Annotated in this window: 19 protein-coding genes; 8 read left to right on the forward strand and 11 right to left on the reverse strand. The window is 29.4% G+C overall.

The genetic code is table 11. The features are described from left to right. Nucleotides 1-249: 249 nt before the first annotated feature. Nucleotides 250-837, reverse strand: coding sequence for an HD domain-containing protein (locus I6U48_RS14685; RefSeq protein WP_218321221.1), 588 nt, complete (start codon nucleotides 835-837; stop codon nucleotides 250-252). 90 nt (nucleotides 838-927) lie between these two features. After that, complete coding sequence (locus tag I6U48_RS14690; protein WP_218321222.1) at nucleotides 928-2,442, reverse strand: Ppx/GppA phosphatase family protein; 1,515 nt, start codon at nucleotides 2,440-2,442, stop codon at nucleotides 928-930. 348 nt (nucleotides 2,443-2,790) lie between these two features. Between I6U48_RS14690 and I6U48_RS14695 the strand changes: the two genes are divergently transcribed. The 4 genes from I6U48_RS14695 to I6U48_RS14710 all read left to right on the forward strand — a co-directional run bounded on the left by I6U48_RS14695 (nucleotide 2,791) and on the right by I6U48_RS14710 (nucleotide 9,265). Further along, nucleotides 2,791-4,341 carry a Ppx/GppA phosphatase family protein gene (locus I6U48_RS14695; RefSeq protein ID WP_218321223.1) on the forward strand — a complete coding sequence of 517 codons (1,551 nt, stop codon included), beginning with the start codon at nucleotides 2,791-2,793 and terminating at the stop codon, nucleotides 4,339-4,341. Between the two features lie 20 nt (nucleotides 4,342-4,361). Next, complete coding sequence (locus I6U48_RS14700; protein ID WP_218321224.1) at nucleotides 4,362-6,500, forward strand: RNA degradosome polyphosphate kinase; 2,139 nt, start codon at nucleotides 4,362-4,364, stop codon at nucleotides 6,498-6,500. Between the two features lie 102 nt (nucleotides 6,501-6,602). Next, complete coding sequence (locus tag I6U48_RS14705) at nucleotides 6,603-6,845, forward strand: hypothetical protein (RefSeq protein WP_218321225.1); 243 nt, start codon at nucleotides 6,603-6,605, stop codon at nucleotides 6,843-6,845. A 626-nt stretch (nucleotides 6,846-7,471) separates the two neighbouring features. Further along, the gene (locus I6U48_RS14710; protein WP_218321226.1) at nucleotides 7,472-9,265 is read left to right on the forward strand and encodes a GGDEF domain-containing protein; all 1,794 of its coding nucleotides are present in this window, start codon (nucleotides 7,472-7,474) and stop codon (nucleotides 9,263-9,265) included. Between the two features lie 71 nt (nucleotides 9,266-9,336). Here the strand turns inward: I6U48_RS14710 and I6U48_RS14715 are convergent, their stop codons facing one another. From I6U48_RS14715 to I6U48_RS14725, 3 genes are all read right to left on the reverse strand, one after another. Continuing rightward, nucleotides 9,337-10,380 carry a tetratricopeptide repeat protein gene (locus I6U48_RS14715; protein WP_218321227.1) on the reverse strand — a complete coding sequence of 348 codons (1,044 nt, stop codon included), beginning with the start codon at nucleotides 10,378-10,380 and terminating at the stop codon, nucleotides 9,337-9,339. A 389-nt stretch (nucleotides 10,381-10,769) separates the two neighbouring features. After that, complete coding sequence (locus I6U48_RS14720; protein WP_218321228.1) at nucleotides 10,770-11,417, reverse strand: chloramphenicol acetyltransferase; 648 nt, start codon at nucleotides 11,415-11,417, stop codon at nucleotides 10,770-10,772. A 113-nt stretch (nucleotides 11,418-11,530) separates the two neighbouring features. Next, nucleotides 11,531-11,866, reverse strand: coding sequence for a winged helix-turn-helix transcriptional regulator (locus tag I6U48_RS14725; protein ID WP_218321229.1), 336 nt, complete (start codon nucleotides 11,864-11,866; stop codon nucleotides 11,531-11,533). 127 nt (nucleotides 11,867-11,993) lie between these two features. Here I6U48_RS14725 and I6U48_RS14730 point away from each other — a divergent pair, with 127 nt between their 5' ends. Continuing rightward, on the forward strand, nucleotides 11,994-12,389 hold the full coding sequence (locus tag I6U48_RS14730; protein ID WP_218321230.1) for a pyridoxamine 5'-phosphate oxidase family protein: 396 nt from the start codon (nucleotides 11,994-11,996) through the stop codon (nucleotides 12,387-12,389). Between the two features lie 372 nt (nucleotides 12,390-12,761). On the opposite strand, the gene I6U48_RS14735 is transcribed toward I6U48_RS14730, so the two are convergent. Beyond that, nucleotides 12,762-13,961, reverse strand: a complete 1,200-nt coding sequence (locus I6U48_RS14735) for an MFS transporter (protein ID WP_218321231.1) — start codon at nucleotides 13,959-13,961, stop codon at nucleotides 12,762-12,764. Nucleotides 13,962-14,521: 560 nt separating this feature from the next. On the opposite strand from I6U48_RS14735, the gene I6U48_RS14740 reads away from it, so the two are divergent. Next, nucleotides 14,522-16,195 (forward strand): methyl-accepting chemotaxis protein, encoded by a 1,674-nt coding sequence (locus I6U48_RS14740; protein ID WP_218321232.1) that lies wholly within the window; start codon nucleotides 14,522-14,524, stop codon nucleotides 16,193-16,195. 83 nt (nucleotides 16,196-16,278) lie between these two features. Here the strand turns inward: I6U48_RS14740 and I6U48_RS14745 are convergent, their stop codons facing one another. From I6U48_RS14745 to I6U48_RS14760, 4 genes are all read right to left on the reverse strand, one after another. Then, nucleotides 16,279-18,006 carry a hypothetical protein gene (locus I6U48_RS14745; RefSeq protein ID WP_218321233.1) on the reverse strand — a complete coding sequence of 576 codons (1,728 nt, stop codon included), beginning with the start codon at nucleotides 18,004-18,006 and terminating at the stop codon, nucleotides 16,279-16,281. A 104-nt stretch (nucleotides 18,007-18,110) separates the two neighbouring features. After that, the gene (locus I6U48_RS14750; RefSeq protein ID WP_218321234.1) at nucleotides 18,111-19,403 is read right to left on the reverse strand and encodes a sensor domain-containing diguanylate cyclase; all 1,293 of its coding nucleotides are present in this window, start codon (nucleotides 19,401-19,403) and stop codon (nucleotides 18,111-18,113) included. 339 nt (nucleotides 19,404-19,742) lie between these two features. Next, entirely contained in the window at nucleotides 19,743-20,606 is an 864-nt protein-coding gene (locus I6U48_RS14755; RefSeq protein ID WP_218321235.1) for a fumarylacetoacetate hydrolase family protein, read from the reverse strand. Between the two features lie 28 nt (nucleotides 20,607-20,634). Next, a complete protein-coding gene (locus I6U48_RS14760) occupies nucleotides 20,635-21,438 on the reverse strand; it encodes a TrmB family transcriptional regulator (RefSeq protein ID WP_218321236.1) in 804 nt (267 codons plus the stop codon). A 308-nt stretch (nucleotides 21,439-21,746) separates the two neighbouring features. On the opposite strand from I6U48_RS14760, the gene fabG reads away from it, so the two are divergent. Then, complete coding sequence (fabG, locus tag I6U48_RS14765) at nucleotides 21,747-22,499, forward strand: 3-oxoacyl-[acyl-carrier-protein] reductase (RefSeq protein ID WP_218321237.1); 753 nt, start codon at nucleotides 21,747-21,749, stop codon at nucleotides 22,497-22,499. A 278-nt stretch (nucleotides 22,500-22,777) separates the two neighbouring features. Beyond that, the gene (locus I6U48_RS14770; protein ID WP_218321238.1) at nucleotides 22,778-23,059 is read left to right on the forward strand and encodes a DUF503 domain-containing protein; all 282 of its coding nucleotides are present in this window, start codon (nucleotides 22,778-22,780) and stop codon (nucleotides 23,057-23,059) included. A 42-nt stretch (nucleotides 23,060-23,101) separates the two neighbouring features. On the opposite strand, the gene I6U48_RS14775 is transcribed toward I6U48_RS14770, so the two are convergent. Next, nucleotides 23,102-23,395 carry a hypothetical protein gene (locus I6U48_RS14775; protein WP_218321239.1) on the reverse strand — a complete coding sequence of 98 codons (294 nt, stop codon included), beginning with the start codon at nucleotides 23,393-23,395 and terminating at the stop codon, nucleotides 23,102-23,104. Nucleotides 23,396-23,404: the final 9 nt, after the last annotated feature.

Below are 23,404 nucleotides of genomic sequence, written 5' to 3' on the forward strand. Positions count from 1 at the left end.
ATACGCAGGGATATGTTTCCAAAGCTTAAGGCACATATAAAAATTTTTTAGTCAATCTTAGCGAAATATTTTAGAAAATCTTAGGTTCTCTTATATGTCTGAGGTACGAGTTTATCAGAGAATCTTAGATTTCCAAAATATTGAGCTTTAGATTGACAAAAAGTTTTTATAGTGCAGAAGCTTGGAAACATATCCCGGAGTGTAAATCAACTTTTGGCCGTGGATGTCTATATTATAATTTAGTTTTAATCAAAAACATTCTACTAATACTGGTATTCTATACACTTTAGAAAATAAATTAGATTTTTTCTTCAACTTCTTCAATATATGTTCAGAACCTTGCCCTGTAATTTTAATTCTTAAAGCTTCATTTCTCACCTTAATTCCTATTAAAGAAACATTTAAATTATGTGTATGATCTAAAGCATCTGCAATTCTTAGCAGTGCTATCAATTTTAGTAATCTTAGTTTTAATTTATCTGAATAAAAGCCTATAGATTCATCAATAGATTTTCCATGGCTGCCTGCTACTGCAGCAAGAATAAAACGAATTTCATTAGGAAGTTTATCTAAAGAAGGCTCTTTTAATATAATATATTTTGTATGTTCATGATGATTTTCCTTATGAATAAAATATCCTATATCGTGAAGCAGCGCACTATATTTCAAGAATTCTCTGTCCACCGCTGAAAGTTCATAATTCTGCTTTATAGAATCAAACAATACTACAGCATTGGACGCTACCTTTTTTTCATGTACTACAATATTATGGACATTATACTTTTCTATAACTTTAAGCACTTCGCTTTCACTTAAATATCTCTGAATATTTATCATATTCTTCTCCTTTTGCAATAAATTCATCATATTATATGAAAGTATCAGGAGAAATATGCAATATTCTTTATATATAACTTTCATTTTAAACTAAAAATAACTTGATTTTATGTTTAACTTTTTGCCAAAGATTTTTTCAAAAGATGCAGCACAATTTAAGGCCTGATTTATTTCTAAAATCGGATCTGTTTTAGATTTGACACTTATAATTACAGTACCTGCTTCAATGTCACAAGATACACCGCTTACATTACTATTTACACCTCCATCTAAGTTCTCGCAAATTCGTATTAGTATTGCTAGCTTTTCAATAACTTTTATATCCTCTTCATTTATTATTTTCTCGTACTTATCTAAATCTATTTTAAAATCATTTTTTCTATGAAGTGCTGCTATATATGCAGCCATTAGCTGTTCTCTATGTGATAAACCATTTATCTTCGAATTTGCAATTATATAAAACGAGTGCGAATGATGATCATAATAACTTATACGTACTCCACAATCATGAAGAAGAGCAGCTGTTTTTAAAATTTTACAACAATCCTTATCTATATTTAGTATTGATTTAAGGTCATTATATAAACACTCAGTAAGCTTCCAAACTTGGTATGCATGATTTGAATTCATTTCATAATTAAATATATGATTACTTATTGAAAATCCTAAAACATCTTCCAAAGGTGTATTACCCTGTAAAATATATTCATAAATAATCCCTTCTCTAAGTCCGCATCCACTTACATAAAGTTCTTTTAAATCCAAGAATTCAAATAATGTAATTACAGCTCCTGCAGCTCCTAAAAAAATATCTGCCCTATCCTTTGATAGTCCTTTTATTTTTTTTCTCTCTGTGTAATCCTTTATCTTCGACATATTGTATATTTCTATTACATCCTCCACAGTGGTTCGATAATTGTGAAGGTTAGCTATAGGATAACTATTCTTTTTACGACTTATTTTTGCTATATTTCGAATTGTTCCTCCTATACCAACTAGAGGAATATTTTTTATTTCTTTTAACCATGGTATATCTTTATATAAAGAAATAATAAATTCTTTCAGATCTTTCTCCGTTTTTTCATCCATAGCTTTGTACAGAGAAAATCTTTCTGTAAGATTTATTGCACCAAAAGGCATACTAATAGAAGCTTTAAGATTTCTGTCCTCTACCCAAATAAGTTCTGTACTGCTGCCACCAATATCTATTAGAAGCGCATTAGAAATGTCCATACTATTTACATTACCAAAATAATCATAGTAAGCTTCTAATGTTCCTGTCAATACTCGGATTTCAATACCTAATTCTGATCTAACCCTATTTATAAATTCTACTTGATTCGATGCCTTACGTACTGCTTCTGTGGCCACTGCTATAATTTCTGTCACATTTTGTGCTTCACATAAACATTTGAAGAATGATAATGTTTTTATGGCTTGTTCAATTCTTAATGGGTTTAATCCTCCATAAATAGTCATATCTTTTCCTAAGCGTACAGTTTCTTTTAACTCATCTATTACACTAAAAAAATTATTTTTATTAATCTGTACAAGTACTAAACGTATTGAGTTAGAACCTATATCAATAATTGCTATTCGTTTCATTTTCTCCTCCTTATTTTACTAGTAATTAAAAAATATCTAAAAAAACTTTTAAAGTAAATATGTTATTTCTACGATATTTCATAATAACAAGCACTAGAAATCAGTAAACTTATCTTTAATTCTATTGAATATTTAAGATATTTGCAATAATTAATCAGATTAACACATAGTAATATTCTATTATAATTGTGTTAATTCCATGTTAAGTATGTTTAAAGAAAGTAAATTTTGGACAATAAACCCTGAAAATATACTATAATTAAGAGAACAATATGTAAAAATTATCATAACAAATACTATATATGTCTTAATATGTAAAATATATATTTATTAAGGAAGGGAAACTTTATGACAAAAATCAAAATAGGAGATACCATTGCTGCTATTGATTTAGGCTCTAATTATTTAAGAATGAGTATAGCAGAAATTAGCACAGATAAAAGTATAAAACTTCTTGAAGAGGTAATTAAACCTACTAATATAGGCAAGGATACCTTCACCTCAAGAAAAATTTCTATACAAACCATGCATGAAACCTGTAATTATTTAAAGGGTTTCTCGCAATTATTAAAAGATTATAAGGTTAAATTTTACAAAGCAGTTTCCACTAGCGGAATTAGAGAAGCTGAAAATAAGCAGTATATCTTAGAGCAAATAAGACTAAGAACTGGACTAAATGTAGAATGTATCAATACTGCAGAAGAACGTCTTTTTATGTTAAAAGCAATTGACTACAATTCCAATTTAGACAGTTTAGATCGAGCACTAATTGTAAATATTACTTCTGGGGTTGTTGAAGTGTCAATTTATGAGAAAGGACAATTAAAATTTACCGAGGAGGCCAAAATAGGATCTTTGCGTCTTAGAGAAACCCTTGGTGAATTAGAATCAAAAACAACAGACTTTCCTTCAATAATGGAGCAATTCATCGAAAATAAAATCTACTCAATAAAATCTACTATTGAAAGCCTTGATATTAAATACTTAATTGGACTAGGCGGAGAGCTTAAAACCATTTTCACCATTATAAACACAAAAAGTTCTATGAAAAATCAAAAATGTTCGATAGAAAAAGAAAGTTTCATAAAAAGAGAAGATTTCATAGAATTATACAAACATATTCAAAACATGACAAATGATCAAATAAGATTTGCATATGGTATTTCTTATAAAACTGCAGAATTGCTTTTGCCTTCAATTCTAATTTTCTATTGTTTTCTTAAGATAACTAAAAGCAAAAATATTCAAATTCCAATGGCATCCTTAAGAGAAGGTATTCTATATGATTTATCAGAAAAATTAATTGATATTGATAAAAGAAAAGAATCTATAAAGCATATTATTAGTTCTGTATGGTATATTGGTGAAAAATATGGAATTGATAAAAAACATGCAGCCTTTGTGGAAAACATTGCTTTATCTATATTTGATCAAACTAAAAAACTTCATAAACTTGAGGAGAAAGAACGACTTTATTTGCAGATTGCCTCAATTCTACATGACGTAGGAATTTTTATAGATGCTTCTAATCACTGTATCCAATCCTATAATATTATTCAAAGTCAGAATATTATAGGTTTTTCAAATAGAGATTTGCATTTAACAGCTAATATAGCAAGATACCATTCAGAAGAGATTCCAAATCAATCTCATAAGAATTATTATGTGTTATGCGATCAAGATAGAATGAAAGTTTCTATTTTATCTGCCATTTTAAGATTAGCAGAAGCATTAGATATATCTCATCTCCAAAAAATAGAGGAATTAAACTTGTCAGAAGACAGAGATTTACTTTATTTTAATTTAAATGCTAAAGATGACATCATTTTAGAGGAATGGAACTTTATAAATAATTCAAATTTTTTTGAAGAAGTATTTGGAGTAAAACTATTGATATAATCTGAGAAAGGAAGAAAAAAATGAGTATTTATCGTTCACCTAAAAATTTCATAAATAGAGAATTAAGCTGGATAGAGTTTAATAAAAGAGTACTAGAAGAGGCTCAAGACACCAGTAATCCACTTTTCGAAAGGTTAAAATTTGAAGCTATTGTAAGTTCTAATTTAGATGAATTTTTTATGATTCGTGTAGGTTCCTTATCCGATCAAATTGCTGCTGGCTTTAACAAGCCTGATGCAGCTGGATTGACACCATTAGAACAAATGACTAAGATATCTATACACGTTCATAATCTAGTTCACGATCAATTAAATTGTTATAATCGTTCTTTGAAATTAGCCCTAAAAAAGGAAAATATTCTTTTTTTAAAAACTAAAGGACTCAATCACGAACAATGCAAGTACATTCGAGAGTACTATTTGAAAAATGTTTATCCCGTGTTGACACCTATGGTAGTTGATAATAGTAGACCTTTTCCATTAATTTTAAATCACAGCTTAAATATTGGCTTATTATTGCAAAAAAATGAGGATACCAGTGAATATGTTTTTGCTACTATTCAGGTTCCATCGGTATTAGAAAGAATTATAGAACTTCCTTACAATAAAGGAAAAGCTTTTATTTTTTTAGAAGATATCATTAAGATTAATTTAGATTCTCTGTTCAGCAGCCATAAAATCTTAGCTTCAAGCTGTTATCGTATTACACGTAATGCTGATTTAACTCTAGATGAAGAAGGAGCTGAAGATTTATTAGAAGCTATTGAGGAATCAATAAAGCAGCGTAAATGGGGACATGCAGTGAGATTAGAACTTGAAAGCGGTATGGATGAAAGGCTTCTTCATATTCTCGAGAAAGAGTTGGAAATTTCAAAAGATCAGGAATATGAGATTAATGGACCTATTGATTTGACCTTTTTAATGAAACTTACTAAAAAAGCAGGATACAGCCATTTAATGTATACTCCTATGAAACCTCAAGTCTCACATGAATTTTTAGAGACTAAAAATATATTTGAATCAATTTCAAAAAATGACATTTTATTACATCATCCTTATGAATCCTTTGATCCAATTATTGATTTAGTAAAACAGGCAGCTGTAGATCCAAATGTTTTAGCAATAAAACAAACTTTATATCGTGTAAGTGGAAACTCTCCTATCATAGAGGCCTTAATTAAAGCTGCAGAAGAGGGTAAACAAGTTACAGTCTTAGTTGAATTAAAGGCAAGATTTGATGAAGAAAATAATATTCTTTGGGCAAAGCGCCTAGAAGAAGCTGGCTGCCATGTAATTTACGGATTGGTTGGACTTAAAACTCATTGCAAAATATTACTTATTGTTCGCAGTGAAGATACTGGAATTAAACGCTATGTTCATTTAGGCACAGGTAATTATAATGATGTTACGGCTAAACTTTATACAGACTTAGGATTATTTACCACAAACCCTCATATAGGTTCAGACGCTTCTGCAATATTCAACATGTTGTCAGGCCATTCTAATCCAACTGATTTATATAAGTTGAGCCTAGCACCTTTAAACTTAAGAGAGCGTTTTCTTTATATGATATCTCAAGAAATAGAAAATGCCAATATGGGTAAACCTGCAAAAATCATTGGAAAAATGAATTCCTTAGTAGATACAGAGATTATTGAAGCCCTATACAAAGCATCAAGTGCTGGAGTAAAGATAGATTTAATTGTACGTGGAATTTGCTGTTTAAGACCAGGTATTCCAGGAATAAGTGAAAATATATCTGTACGAAGTATTGTGGGAAGATTCTTAGAACACAGTCGTATTTATTATTTTTTTAATGATGGAATCGAAACGATTTATTTGTCTAGTGCGGATTGGATGAATAGAAATTTAGACAGAAGGGTAGAGTTATTATTCCCAGTTGAAGATAAAAATGCAATATCAAAAATCAAACAGATTTTTGATATTTCCTTATCAGATACAGTTAAATCTAGAATTTTAAATACAGATGGATCTTATGCTAGAATTGATAGAAGAGGAAAAGAAAGAGTAAATGGTCAAAAAATTTTTTGCAATATTGCACTTAAAAATAATTATGATGACCAGACAAAGTTACAATATAATAAAGAATATTGGATTGAGAACGGATTTAAGCCTAAGTTAGCTAATTCTATAGAATAATAAATTAAAACCATATAAATTTACAACATTTAACACTAACTTAACATTGCTTTGTTATAGTAATTATATATCAATTATTAATTCAATAAAGGAAGGGATATTATGATAATTAGTTCTGAGAAGATTTTTTTTGATAAAATTAAAACATTTGATAAAAGCATGATTGAAGCTGCTAAAACTAACCGTGATATGTTTGAATTTGAAGATAAGAAGTATTCAATTGGCTCTAATGGTGTATTTGTACAAACTTTAATTAATGACAGGATATTATATCGTATTTTTATTGATGAACGTAAAAATGATACTTCTGTACATTATGAACTGTTCAGATGTTTACAGAACTAGTATTGATATAACTTGTTTTGAATATAGAATATTGTCGCTAAAACTTCTATATAGCTTTTAAACAAAATGTATTAAGGTGGCTGTTGTACTATATATAGGTATCCACGGCCGAAAGAAGACTTATACTATGAGAATTATTGGTAATATTTAAAAGATACGAATATATTTTTAGAGGACAATTGACAATGGATAGAGGACAGTGAAGGTGAGTTTTCTTCCTTACGTCAGAAAACTAATTTATTTTTTTAAGCTTGTTTTTCTAATGCAAAACATCGCTTATTTAGATACTCAGAAAGTACTCCTGCTAAACAAGAGAGCAGGAGTTTCTTTTAAATTAAAGATTTTTCGTAGTGCAACGGAAAAAAATTCTCCTTCACTGTCCTTTGTCAATTGTCCTCTGTCCTCTAAAAAATGTTTAACTTGTGCTAACTGTTACCAATAAATATTTTTTATAAGTTAAGTGTAGACCGTGGGTGTCTATAATATTTAACATCGATTTAACAATTACATTATGCGTGATTTACCTTTATGTTATAAAATGGAATAAGTTGATAGCATACATATACTTTCTATTTGTACTGATTATTACAATAATTTATTTATAACATATGCAAGGAGATTATTATATGATAAATTCACTAGTTAAAATTTCAAATTATAACGAGGTGGAAGAATTGAAGAATATAATAAATAATAAAAATATTTCTACAGTTTACCAACCTATCGTTTCACTTCTAGATGGTAAAATTATAGGTTATGAGGCTTTAAGTAGAGGCCCTATAGATTCACCACTACAAAACCCTGACAAATTATTTAAAGCTGCTCAAATTTACAATAAGACTTGGGAATTAGAGCAATTATGTAGAACAAAAGCTATTGAAAAAGCGGCTACTATTGAAAAAAATAGGTATCTTTTTATAAATGTAGATCCTTATATCTTTAAAGATGAAAAATTCAAAAAAGGATTTACAAAGGAATTTCTCGCTCAGCATAACATGTCACCTGATTGTATAATATTCGAAATTACTGAAAAGACTTGTATAGAAGATTATAAAAGCTTCAAGAAAGCTCTGAATAATTATGTGGGTCAAGGTTATAAAATTGCAATTGATGACACTGGTTCAGGATATTCAGGACTTAAGATGCTTAATGAAACAAAACCTCATTTTATAAAAATTGATATGGATTTAATTAGAAATATTAATAAGGACTCCTTTAAACAATCTTTATTAGAATGTTTTGTTAAGCTTTCAGAGTCAACTAATATGAAACTCATCGCTGAAGGTATAGAAACCAAAGAAGAATTGAAAACATTAATAAATTTAGGTGTATATGCTGGCCAAGGTTTCTTTATAGGGCGCCCAGCAGGAACCTTTTTGGATATATCGGACTCCGTTAAGACTTTAATTACACGTTCTAATAAGCTTAAAAATAATAGTTCTTATAATTATCAATACAATAATATAGTTGAAATTGTAAGACAAGATAGGACTTTTAGTCCTACAACTCACTGTAAGGATATTAAAGAATATTTTGATGCTAATGATATCACAGGGGTCTGTATTGTAAATAGTAATGAAATTCCAATAGGTCTTATTATGAAACATTCTCTAAATTCAGCTCTTGCTACACAGTATGGAGTAGCTATTTTTACAAATCGTCCTGTTTCTTTAGTAATGGACAGTAATCCTTTAATAGTAGACTGCCATACACCAGTTAATGAAGTTTCAAAAATGGCTATGTCTAGAAAAACAGAAAATATATATGACTATGTCATTATAACTAATAATAATAAGTATTATGGTATTGTTTCTATAAGATCCCTGCTTAATTATGCTACTATGCTTGAGTGTAATTATGCAAAACAACTCAATCCACTTACTGAACTACCAGGTAATACAGTTATACAAAACACCATAAATAGTATACTTGAAGCTAAACGCATATGTTGTATTCTTTATTTTGATTTAGATAATTTTAAAATTTATAATGATACCTATGGATTTGAAAATGGTGATAGAATTCTTAAATATACAGCTCAATTAATAAACTCTGAAATAAAATCACATTTCCCTTACACTGGATTTATCGGACATGTAGGCGGAGATGATTTTGTAAGTGTAATAGAAAGTTCAATTGAAGAATGTGAAAAATTATGCGAAAAGATTATAGAAAAATTTGATATAGGAATTTTAAACTTTTTTAATGAAAAGGATAGAAAAAACAAGTATATTGAAGCAGCAGATAGACATGGAATTAAAGATATATTCCCAATTACTTCTCTTTCAATTGCAGGTATATATGGTAAGCTAAACAGCTTTTCAGATCCAGAAGAAGTTGGACTATTTACCGCAACAATAAAAAAAGAAGCTAAATTCATTAAAGGAAGTTGCTATTTGATAAGGACTGCTAGCTCTTAACGTATCCCGCTTTTATGCTGCTCAAGTGTCTTAAGGGTCCTATGTTAGGACCCTTAAGGTTGTCCTTATTTCTATTTATTATTATTTATTTCATTAATCATTTCTTCAGAGTATCTTGCATATTGGGTATTTGGATAATCACTCATAACTTTTTGAAAAAATATAAGAGCATTTTTATTATCATTAGTTTGTTTATAACAATTTCCTATCTGATAAATGGCCCACGGCATAACCTCCAATTCCGGTGCAAGTTGTTGAACTTTTAAAAGTTTTTGTAGTGCATCTTGGTAATTTCCCTGTTTATATAATTTATTGCCTTCATTATATATATTCCATACATTATTCGCTTTTATCCCATTCCACAATTTATCAAATCTTGATTTTTCTGCACCATCTAATTTTAAAGACTTTAACGTTATTAAATTATCTAATGCTTTTTCATAGTTTCCCTCAGAATAAAAATTCTCAGCATCATTAAGAATTGAAACAACATTGTTTTTATTATTGCTGTCAATTTTTGTTTTTTCAGCTTCTTGCTCTTTTTTAAGTCTTTCCAACTTTTCATTCATTTCTTTCTTTTTTTCATCTATAGATTTTTGTTGATCTATACCTTTATTTTTTTCAAGTTCAGCATTTTGAGATCTATTAAATACACTTTGAATACTAGAAGTATTAAAATAAATTCCTAATGCGACAGCGACTATCACAATAACTACCATAAATGCTATAATAAGCTTTTTAGTATTTTTTATAGTCGTGAGAGTTTTTGAAGTAGCTCTATCATTTCTAATTTCCCGTAAATACTTATTGGCTATCTCAGTATATATATCATATTCAGCTAGCTTTTCGAATAACTTTCTAGCTTTATTAAAATTCTTTTTATAAATATAACACAGTCCTAAAAGTTTCATAGCTTCGTAAAAATTGGGATTAAGAGATAATGCCTTTTTTAAATCAGCTATAGCTAAATCCACGCAATTTATTTTTAAATTTCGGATAGATTTATTATACAAACCTATAGATTTTCGGACATTATCTGAAATTTCATAAATACTAAATTCCTCTTTACTAATACTTATAGGGTTTATCTTATCTATTTCATAATTAAAATTCATGACCCTAATCCCACCTTTATTTTAAATACACCGTTATTTTACCACAAAACGTAAAAAAACGTCAAAAAATCTATTTTAACCTTATTATATTACAAATTATTGTAATTTTATACATTTTTAGATGTACTTAATTGTTTATATATCATTAACTTATTTCAAAAAATAGAGCAAGCCTATACCGAAGCATAGGCTTAAGGCTTTAATCATAAATTCTCAACTAAGAATTTTTCTCTACTTAAATTTAGATAAATACACCAGAAAGTAGACTTATACGCAGATAGATGTTACAAAGACTGAAGGCACATATAAGAACTTTTTTATCAGTCTTAGTGAAGCATTTTAGAAAATCTGAGAGCATTTGATGTGTTTGAAGTACGAGTTTATCAAAATTACACTATCATATCAAATTTATCTATTGTCATTTGAATACTATTGATCAATTTGCTTACATGGTATCCATCCGCTACTGCATGTGATATTGTTACAGTAAATGGCATTATCCATTTTCCGTTTTCTTCATTATACTTTCCATATGTTATTATAGGCATTAATGATGGGCTAGAGTCATTAGTATATGTTGAATATCCTGTAAAACTGAGCCATGGAACACAAGATATGCAATAAAAATTTTCAGGCTGATTTGTCTTAACCTTCACACCTTTAATATTTGAATACTTTTCAATATCATATTTATAATTATCATAAAACTTATAAAAGTCATTCGCATATTCCGACCAAATATCTGAGAATGTATGATCATCCTTATGAAAAATTGTATAGTTAGGATGAACAATATCATATATGATTAGTGAATTATTTTCTCCCCACCTCATGCGAAACTCCTGCATTAAATTAATATTATAAGTAACACAATAAATAAATGAAGGATAGAATTTTAGCTTATTCTTTTCCAATGACTTTTTAAACAAAGTGACATCAAGATTTGAAGTAATACTATAACCACACTTAATCTTCTCTGTATAGTATTTAAAATGTTCTTTTCTTTCCCATTTTTCAAGATCAACTATATAAAACATAAAATAATTCCTCCTTATTATACCTCTAATATATTCTATGTAAAAAAGCAAAACCCTTTTTTGTTCGAAAAAAATGCTAACAAAATATGTTTGTCAGCAGCTTAAATTAAAATTTATCTATTTTTAAGAGCTTCAATATATTTATCTCCCCAGATTCTGAACTCTTCTAGAACTGGCCTGAATGCCTTTCCTAAATCTGTAAGAGAATATTCTACCTTGGGTGGAATCTCTGAATAAACATGTCTACTTACCAATCCAAAATCCTCTAGCATTCTCAATTGCTTTGTCAATATAGCCTGGGTAATATTATCTATTCTTCTTTGGAGTTCTCCATAACGTAGTGCACCATCATTTAAATGATACATAATTAAAATTGACCATTTTCCTGAAAACACCTTTTGTGCTGTAAAATATGGACATTTTCCAAAAAGACTATCATTATTTTCCATATTGCCCCTCCAATAGTATCTATTATATACTTACCTTATCTAAAAATCGTACTTGTTATTTTGTTTGTACATGATATTATTATTATGTAATCAATTTTAACATACATATATGAGAGGAGCAATAATTATGAAAAAAGCATTAGAGTTCTTACAAGAAAGTGGCACTTTTTATTTAGCAACCACTGAGGGTGATCAACCAAGAGTTAGACCATTTGGCGTTGCCTTTGAATACGAAGGTAAACTGTACATTGTTACAAATAATACAAAAAAATGTTTTAAACAAATGATAGAAAATCCTAAAGTTGAAATCTCTTCTATGAATAAGAAAGGACAATGGATTCGTATCACTGGAGAAGTGGCAAATGATGACAGACGTGAAGTAAAGGAATTCGCACTTGAATCTGCTCCAATGTTAAAGTCTATGTATAACATTAATGATGGAATCTTTGCAGTTCTATGCTTTACAAAAGGAACAGCTACTATTTCTTCTTTTACCGATGAACCTGAAACATTCTCACTATAATTTTTAATGACATTATTTAAAATAGACTAGTATAATTAGGTTTAACTTTATTTCAGATTATTCTAGTAAAAATACAGTCTCCTGCAAACAGCTATCTAAGTTGATTATGGGAGACTGCAATAAACTTTATATTTCTATTTTTATTTTATACATAATACATCTTTTTTCTTTTAACCTTCTGCAATTTTATCATCTGGATTTACCTTCTATAATATCTCTATTACAATACATTCCTTTGAAAAAGCCTCAATAATTTCTAACTTTATAAGCTTACCATCAAAATTGATAAACGCTCTTTTTCCTCCAGTAACTCTATCAAAGCATATAACTAAGAGGCTGTTTCTAATTACATTTAAGATTGGATCTAAATTTTCAAGCGGTTTTACAACTTTTTTGTTGTAAGGGTACCATATGAAGTGAAACTAGTATTCCAGCTATGAGAAAACATAAAATCATACTTATTACTCCTCGCCATCCATAGTGTGTCCAGAAAATGCCCCCACTTGTACCACCAATACTTGAACCTATATAATAAAATAGAAGATAGAGTGAAGAAGCCTGTGCTTTGTTGTGAAAAGCTAATTTTCCAATCCAGCTGCTAATGGTAGAATGGCCTCCAAAAAATCCAAAAGTAAAAATACAAATCCCCACTATTTTCAGTATAAGATTCATATTTAAGGTTATAATCGCTCCAATTGCCATAACCAATACTATAACCCATAGTACATTGGAATGCCCATGTTTATCTGAAAGTTTTCCAACCCATGTGGAGCTAAAGGTTCCTATAATATAGATTACAAATATGAAGCTAACTAAAGTCGGGCTTAAAGAATATGGAGGTGCAATCAACTGATATCCAATATAATTGTACAAAGAAACAAAACTTCCCATGATTAAAAATCCAACAGCATATAGACAAAGCAAACTTGGATTTTTAAGGTGATCCACCATTGATTTAAACAGTTTCCCCATATCCAGCTCACAAGCGCTAAAATGCCTTGATTCGGGCAGCTTACACCAGAATAGAATACTAGCTGCAGCGCTAAATATACCTATTATCAATAAAGCTATTCTCCAATTAAAAAAATCAGTAAGAGTACCTATTATAATACGTCCACTCATTCCCCCTATAGAGTTACCACTTATATACAGCCCCATAGTCACACCTAAGCTTTTACTGTCAATCTCTTCTCCTATATATGCCATTGCAACAGCAGGAAGTCCAGCAAGTACAAAGCCTTGGAGAGCTCTGAAAATCAAGAGATAGTGAAATCCTGGAACAAAGGCAGTCAGTATTTCAAGTATTGATGCTGATATTATAGAAAAAGACATAACTAACTTTCTACCCCAAGCTTCTGAAAGTGAACCAAATAGAAGCATACTAACTGCCAAAGTAATCGTAGTTACTGAAAGCGAAAGGCTTGCAGCTGTAGGAGAAATATTAAATTCTTTCGATATGTTTGGCATTATAGGCTGTGTACTGTATAGTATAGCAAAAGTATCAAATCCGCCAGCAAACAACGCAATAGCTACATTACTAAATTCCTTTGTACCTTTTTTAATATAATTCATAAATGTATCAACTCCCAGTCTAAATCAATCTAAGGATATTTTTACGTAAAAAATTTATATAAAATTAAGTAACCCACTAAGTTAGAAATTGTTTTACTTAACCTTATATAAAATAATAATAAACACCCACGGCCAACACTTAACTTATGCGACCGAATATATTAGCATTCTTTCAACACAATAAATACTTTTGATAAGTCTGATTTTATATATTAAACTTAATTTGCAATAATAGTACTTCCTTCACCTTTTGACTTTGTTTTATAACCTAAATTTATTATAACAAAAGATGATATATACTAAAAATATTTAAAAACTATATAGTATACGAATAAAATATGGAAGTGATTTTTTTATATAATCTAAATAACATACAGTGTGTAAATTATTCTTTTTACTCCTATATATACATATCCTATAAATTTATTAAACACGTTAAATATTTTCCTAATTTATGTTATATTATAAATGTATTCTATTATAATACATAATAAATACAAAATTTAACAAATTAATATATAATCAAAGTATCAAATTATAACAAGGAGTGAAATAATTAAATGAAAAACAAAATCATACTTTGGCTTACTACTATGCTCTTTGTCACATTCCTAGTATCGAATATGACTATTTCCTACATACTAAGCTTGATTTTAAAGAATAATGATAATAGTGGAATATTATATGTATTTAACCCTCGTATTATATTAACTATTATAGGAATTACTGCTATTTTTACAATTCTAGCATTAGTAATATTATCAATATGCATTAATAATATGTTCATGAACGTTGATGCATTTAAAGAAAAGCTAACAATTATAGCAAATGGTGAGCTTTCAATTAGGGTAAGCGAAAAAGGATTCTTAGGAGTGATTGCTAAAGATATTAATAAAGTTATAAATAACACCAAACGTGTGTTGTGTCAAGTTGGCGAAGTATCTGATAAAAATAGAGAGCTTGCATTAATAATTATGGACAACTCAGAAAGCACTGAGAAAGCTTCAAACGAAATAGCAACTTCAGTTCATTCTATTGCAGAAGGAACAAATCAGCAATCACACGCTGCTATTTTATCGGATGAGAATGTGAAAAAAATGGCTAAAAATAATAATATAATTATGGAGCAGGCAGAAAAAACTAAATTAGTTGCCAGTGAAATGATAGAAACTGTAAAAACAAATACTGAACTTTTTGATAACTTAATTGGTAACATAAAAAATACTGGTGATATGACAACTAAACTTGCATCAAACATTTATCAACTTCACACAGAAGCGGATAAAATTAAAAATATCACTAATGTTGTAACTGAAATTAGCGAAAGGACTAATCTACTTGCTCTTAACGCAGCAATTGAAGCAGCTCGTGCAGGTGAACAAGGAAAAGGGTTTTCAGTTGTAGCAGATGAAGTTAGAAAGCTCGCAGAACAGTCTTCTGATTCCGCTGGAGAAATAAAAAAACTGATTGAAAATATTACATTAACAATTGAAAATATTACATCAGAAACAAATGACCAGGTAAAAGAAATAGAGAAGGATATAAAATTTGCGCATGAATCAAAAGATTCTTTCGATAAAATCGTAAAATCAACACAATCTACCTTTGATTCAATAAAGCAAATTAATGAATTATCAATGAGTTCTATGGAAATAACCTCAACTGTAACCAAGTTAGTGGAAGAAATATCTTATTCAACACAGGAGGCTGGTGCATTTACCCAAGAGGTTTCAGCTGCTTGTGAAGAACAACTTAGTTCTATGCAGGAAATGAACAAACTTGTTGAAAAAATGAATACCACAGCTGATAACATTGATACGGTGTTAAATTCCTTCATCAAAAATATTAGTGTTGGCGAAAAACAAATGTCTTTAATAAATGAAGGCTTCAAAACACTTAAAAATTTAAATCAAGACATCAATAAACAAAATATACTCATCGAAAATGCTACAAGCTTCTTTAGAGAAAAAGCTAAATTCTATCCACAATTTGAATTAATATCAACTATTAGTAAAGAAGGCATAATGGTATCTGCAAGTGTTGATACTAATATAGGCAATGATTTTACGTACAGGCCTTATTTTAAACTTGCTCTTCAAGGACAGGAGTATTTTACTGAACCTTATATTTCTAATACGACTTTCAATTACTGTATTACAGTCTCCCAGCCTTTTAAGGATTCACGTGGAAATATAGTTGGAGTAATTATGGCTGATATTTGTATAGAAGATTAATAATATACATTTATGATTTTATACAAATAGGGTCGTCGCACTATAAATGCGACGACCCTACTTTTAACTTAATTTTCAGTTAACTATTGAAGTTTCAGTTGAAATCCAGTTACTGGAACAACCTTTTGATTTTCTATACTAACATATTCTAGCTTTATACTATCGCCATCTCTTGCAATTACTATATCCGCATTTATGCCTTTATCTACCATAAATATACTATTTGGTTCAGTATCTATCTTTAAATAAAATACTGTTTTATTACCTTCCACAACTTGATTAATTCTTACAATCTTACCTTCCTTTTGTACTTTCTTTAATTCTGCATTATTTTTAACTTTTACATCTGAATTTTCATTTATTGAACCATCAACAATTGCCTTTTTCAAGGCTTCTAACAAATCTGCTTTGTTATCTGCAAGAACTGAATATTTACTTTGGGCTGTAACAAGTCCAAGTTTTACAAAGGAACCGTCAGTTTTATTAACTACAGGCACAACCCATGTATCTATTCCATAAAGATTATATAATATTGGCTGTACTGTAGCCCAGTTTGACTTATTAGCTCCTAAAAGCTTATCAATAGAATTCATAGCTCCTTGTCCATTTAGAAATCCTGGTGTTTTGTAGTAAGTCATATCACCATTTCTCGTATTCATTAAGGTATATCCGGTCATAGTAGTGGATGTACTAGATGTATTGGTGTGATCTGTAAAAAAATAGAAACCTCCATTATTTCCTACAACACCAACAACCTGATCTGATTCTACCTCTAATCCCTTCAATTTAACAGTAGATGCCCATTGAGTTGGAATATGAACACCTTTTTGACCAATTCTCGAGTTAATTAATCCATTTTGATATTTTCCGAAATAATCATTGTATGTTTCTGCTACCTGAGAAGTATAAATCTGATCGACCCAAGCAGGAACTTTATTCTTCGAAAAATTTTGCACTTCTCCAGTTTTCGTATTGTAAAGAAGTACCCCATCCACTACTATTCCATTTCTACCATATTTATAATGACCATAGGAACCTACATAATATGGATTCAAATTATCATCTAATTCTACATTAGCATTTAATAATATTTTATCCGGTACATAAGTCCTTAATCTTCTATATATATTATGATTTAGTACCAAAGATTCTCCATATTTATATGGCACAGATACTAGTTTTGCATCCTCTAATTTTTCTGCAGAAACATAAGCTATACCCGGTAATTCCTTGTTTAGAAAGGCCTTCAAGCCACCTTCTATATCTATGGGTGCTACGTAATAAGCTCCTTTTTCTGTTTTTGTAAGAGTAACTTGTCCTATCTTATAAAGACTTGGATTGGGCAATGAACCTATCAATGTTTGCATCTGATAGTATGCTGTTTCTGGCGGAATTATTATTATATTCTCTGTATCAATTTTAGGTGACTGATTATCACTTTCTTTTACATTAGTCATCGTATACAAATTTTTTGCTCCTCCATATGTATATGGAGCTGAAGAATATATTATACTGGCTGTTAAAATAATTACAAATAAAGCATTGAATTTACTTATTACTATCTCTTTACCCTCTTTTAAACTTCTCTTGTTTAGTATACTAGCAAAATTAAGAATCAATTGAAATATTGCTACCCATTTTAAGTTTGCTATTGCAAATGATATACTTCTGTCTTCATTACCAAAATAAAATACTGAAAATGAATAAACAAACCCTATTGCATATCTTAAAATTTGTTCACTTCTTGAACTCTTTTTAAAATTAAAATTCAAAAATAATAGCGGAAATAAAAAATACCATAAAACAAACATATGTTTTCTCCTTTAACTTTTAATAAAATATTTTTCAACTCTTTATAAGGTATATTATACTCCTTTGCGTTATATATTTCAATAATAGATTAAATCATCTTCTTTTACATTACTGTTTTATTCCTTCCACTATTTTTAGCAATATATAGCTTATTATCAGCTTTTCCGACTAATTCACTAATGCTTTCTCCCTTATATATTTCAATTCCAATACTAACAGTCAAATGTATTCCTTCCGTAAATTCTTTCAATTCAATAGCTTGTCTTATTTTTTCTGCAAACTCAAAAGCTTTATTTAAATTAGTTTCAGTTAACTTAATTAAAAATTCCTCCCCTCCATACCTCCCAACTATATCATTTGATCTTACATTTTCTTTAAGAACTTGAGATAGCTCTTTTAATATTTTATCGCCTATTATATGTCCCCATGTATCATTAATATTTTTAAAGTGATCTATATCTAATAGCATTACAACAAAGGTGCTATCAATAGAGCTGCATATTTTTGCTTCTTCTTCTAAGCATTCATATAAATGTCTGTGGTTGAAAAGTCCTGTTAGACCATCAACTGTTGCCTGGTCTTTTAAAATGCAATTATGCTCAAATAGCTTTTGTTCTGTTATCTTCATTTCTCTAAATATAACTTCATAAGGTTCCTGTATTCCTTTAACAATAATACTCTTATAAATTAGGTAAAATGAAAATATCTTGAAATAATGTCCTACTAAATTAGAGAGTCCGTAGTTATCTATATATATAGTAAAAGCAAATTCTGAAATAATTGTACAAACCATAGATAAAAATATAAATCTATACACCTTACCTTCAAATGTATCTTTATTCTTAGTAAGTACAACTATAGCTGTCATTAGAATTATGCATATGATATACTCACTGTATTTTTTAAAAGGGGTAAGACCTATTCCCTCAACAAAACATACAGGAAATATTTTCCACACAAATATTGATAACATAATTAAAGTTGTAAAAATCGTACAAATGGTAAAAGTAATATATATATTTACTTTTTTCTTTGATTTTATATAAATAAATGATATCAAAAGCATTGCACTCTCAAAATAGCGAGCGGCAATCCACAGCTGATTAGCATAATAGTCATATCCTTTAAATATCTGCATACCTTTATATGACATTGTATGAAATAAATCAATTACTCCAATAAAAAAATAGGATATACCAATTAATATCAAGTAATTATTTTTTAAATATGAATTTGAATTCCACGTTAATACAAATATTGTAAAAGCTATGCATACACTAAATATTTCTGCAATTGTATGAAATAAAAGGTAATTATATAAACTTGATAGATATAAGATTATTAAAATAATTGTTATAAAAGTTGTATTTATAATCTTTATATACCTATTTTTCATTAACTCACATCCTTTTTAAATTTACAAAACCACAAGTATGTTATCTAAATTATATATTCCAAGATATTCATTATCTGCTAAAAGCCTTTTTTAGTTTACATTATAACATCTCAGAAAATGTTAGTCCAATAGTCCTATAACAGATAAATTTCACTTTTCTAAAATTTACACCAGATAATTATATAAAAAATACATGGAAAATTTAACGAAATCAATTTAACATAAAAAATAGTTGAAGTGACTTCAGATCACTCCAACTTTATATGACATTATTACCCTAGATTTTTCTTAATATATTTTTGGTGATATTCCTACTTATCATAGAAATAAAAAGCTGTTCTACTTCAATACGTTAACTAAGCTACCAATTTTTTCGATAGAGACAGAAACTTTATCTCCAGCTTTTAACCATTGCTGTTCATCTTCTAGATAACCTAAAATTACACCACTAGGCGTTCCCGAAAAGATAATATCTCCTGGTTTTAAGGTCATATACTGGGACACATAGCTTATAATTGTAGCACAGTCAAAAATCATATCGCAAGTGTTAGCAGATTGACGAACAACTCCATTCACCTCACATTTTATATCTAAATTGTTAGGATCTACTTCATCGGCTGTTACTAGATAAGGTCCAATAGGAGCAAATTGATCGCAAGTCTTACCTAATAACCATTGACCAGTAACAAATTGAAGATCTCTAGCAGATAAGTCATTTCCAGCAGTATAACCAAATACATAAGAAAGAGCATCCTCTTTAGAAACATCTACAGCTTCTTTTCCAATAACAATAACTAACTCTGCTTCATAATCAAATTTTTCAGCATGCTTAGGAAGAGAGATGCTTTGTTTATGTGCAGCCAATGCATTATTGAATTTGCTAAAAAGAACCGGCGAAGTAGGAATATCCATTTTGCACTCTGCTCCATGGCTCGTATAATTTAAACCCACACATAGAATTTTTTCAGGGTTAATTATACATGGTGCATAAACAACTTTTTCTTCTGGAATAATTTCAACTTCTTTTTCCACTAATTCAGCTAACTGAACTAAACTCTTTTCTCCACCTGCAATAACTTGTTCTATAGTAATAGGTGCTTCAATAGAAAACTTTACTGCTGCTTGTTCTACATCTATAATCCCTTGATCTCTCTTAATGCCTAAACGAATTTGATCTCCAACCTTAAAATTAACTATTTTCATATTTTCCTTGCCTCCCTTTAATTTATAGCTAAAAAGTGCCCTTCATTTCAGACAATATTTCAGATATCATTTGATTATCCTCTTGATCCTTATTTTCCTTTTCTATAACACGGTTAACCAAGACATCATGAAATATATAATCTTCAAGTAAATATATATGAGTAGGATCATCAGTATAAAATGCATTGCTGTTGTATTCTGACGAATGACCATATAATAATTTTTTACTATCGACTGAAAGAATAAACCACTTCTTCTTATCAAAACTATTATGTACTTTGTTCACCTTGTGTTTATCTAAAGTACTTAGTGGATTTTGCACTCCAAAGGTTATTCCACGAACATTACAGCCACGATGGACACACGCTTGCAAATCACCAAGCAATTCTAAATACATCGAATTCCATATTGAAATAATTACTTTTTGTTTTGCATCACATATCAAATTTCTACAAAAAGCTAAAATATTTTTCTCTCCCTTTACCGTTGAAACATAAATCTCTTCTTTCTTTTCTTGTGCTTCTATAGCTTTAAGTTCCTTTTCCACATGATTATAATTATCAATCCATGTTTCCCGTGCCTGATCTAAGAACACATTTGCCGGTAAAGCATTGTAATTTTTTGTACCATCGCTTGTTTCTTCAAACATAACTATTCCGCGAATCATAAGCGATTCTAATATATCATAAATACGTGCACGAGGTATTCCTGACTTTTTACTTACATTGTAAGCGTTGGATCTGCCAATACCTAATAAAGCTACATATGCCTTTGCTTCATATTGATTTAATCCAAAGCTTTGTAATTTGTTAATCAAGGATTCGTCTATCACCTTTATCCTCCTTTCTGGTCAAATAAAAATAAAATTACTAGTTCTAAATATTGTCTAGAAAAATACATCATGGTTAATGCTACATTGTAGCTACCACTTTAGTAGTAACTATAGTATAATTTAGATTAACTTCACTGTCAATGCTCATCAGAATATTCTCAAAAAAATGAACAATAGTATAAGTATCATGATCTTTGACAAAGGAATAATGTAGTGTTAAAATTGTGGATATGCTTAACTTTGTTGTAAAATAATTTAAATTCAACATGATAGTGGTAAAACAAATTCTATAACCAAGGAGGTAAAATATGATTGATTTAGAGTTAACAGATAAAGTTGCTTTAATAACAGGAGGAACACGTGGCCTTGGAAGAGCTATTGCTGAGAGATTAGCAGAAGAAAAAGTAAAAGTAATTGTAACTGGTGTTAACGAAGAACGAGCAAAACAAACAGCATCAGAAATATCATCTATGTATAACGTTGAAACTTTAGGTTTAAAACATGATGTAAGTTCAGAGAATTCAACAAAGGAAGTTGTAAAATCTATAATTGAAAAGTTTAAAAAGATAGATATATTAATAAATAACGCGGGTGTTACAAGTGATGGCCTAATGATGACTATGAAAAAAGAAAACTGGGATAAGGTGCTAAATGTAAATCTTACAGGAGCATTTAACTGTACTAAATTTGTGTCAAAGCATATGTTAAAACAAAGGTCAGGGAAAATAGTGAACATAACAAGCGTTGTGGGAATAACTGGTAACGTTGGACAGGCAAATTATGCTGCCTCCAAAGCTGGACTTATTGGGTTTACTAAAACAGTAGCCAAAGAGTTGGCAGATCGCGGTATAACAGTAAATGCTGTTGCTCCAGGGTACATTTCAACAGATATGACTTCTATACTTTCCGATAAAGTAACCGAAGAAATGTTATCTAAAATTCCAATGAAAGTCTATGGAAAACCAGAGGCTGTCGCAAATTCAGTTCTATTTCTTGTTTCAAATATGTCACAATATATTACAGGTCAAGTCATAAACGTAGATGGTGGCATGGTAATGTAATATGATTTTCAACTGAAAACAAACAACGTATAAGGGCAACATACTACTTTATTAGGATTATAAACACACCCTTTAAGCAAACCTCTCCAACTAAAACCAATGATATAAATACAAAAAGTTAGTATGCCTAAACCTACAAAAATTATACAGATACCAAATGCCTTAGTACCTATCCCATTGAGTAATATTACTGCCAATATTATAATTGTCTAATTATGAATTTTCAAACATAGACAAACTATTTTGGATATAATAATATTTAAAGGATGTGATTAACTTTGATTATTGGTACAACTAAATTATACCTATTTGCAAACTGGGTCCATTCATTAAAAGATAAAAGAATGATAGTGAAAAGCATTATTGATAAAACTAAAAACAAATTCAATGTTTCTATAGCTGAAATAGAAGACCAGGATTTGCACCAGTCTATTGTCATAGGGATTGCCTGTGTAAGTACTGATAAAAGACACGCTGATAGCATAATTCAAAATGTAATTAACTTTATTGAAGATAATACTGATGCTGTCCTTCAAAGCATTGAAACAGAAATTATTTAATAAAGTTAGAAAATGGGGCTGTTCATTAGCAACAGCCCCATTTTATTTCGTCTTACTTTTTTGATGCATATTATTCATATTTCCTAAAATGTCATGCATGAAATTAGAGCCTCTGGATATGAGTATTCCTGTAAGAATCATACCAACATAAGGTACCTTTATAGGCAATTTTACCGCTGCCATAAAATCTATACCAGCACCAACAGCTATAAGTTCCCCAAAAGCTACCGATCCTATTTTATCGTAACTAAACTTACCATTCTGCCAAAACATTTTTGTAGTTTCCCATAAAGATTCTACTATCAAAGCTGCAGTAGTGAATTGTAATAAATCCATTTTCTATTT

It is taken from the genome of Clostridium thailandense (genome assembly GCF_019207025.1).
GTDB lineage: Bacteria > Bacillota > Clostridia > Clostridiales > Clostridiaceae > Clostridium_AM > Clostridium_AM thailandense.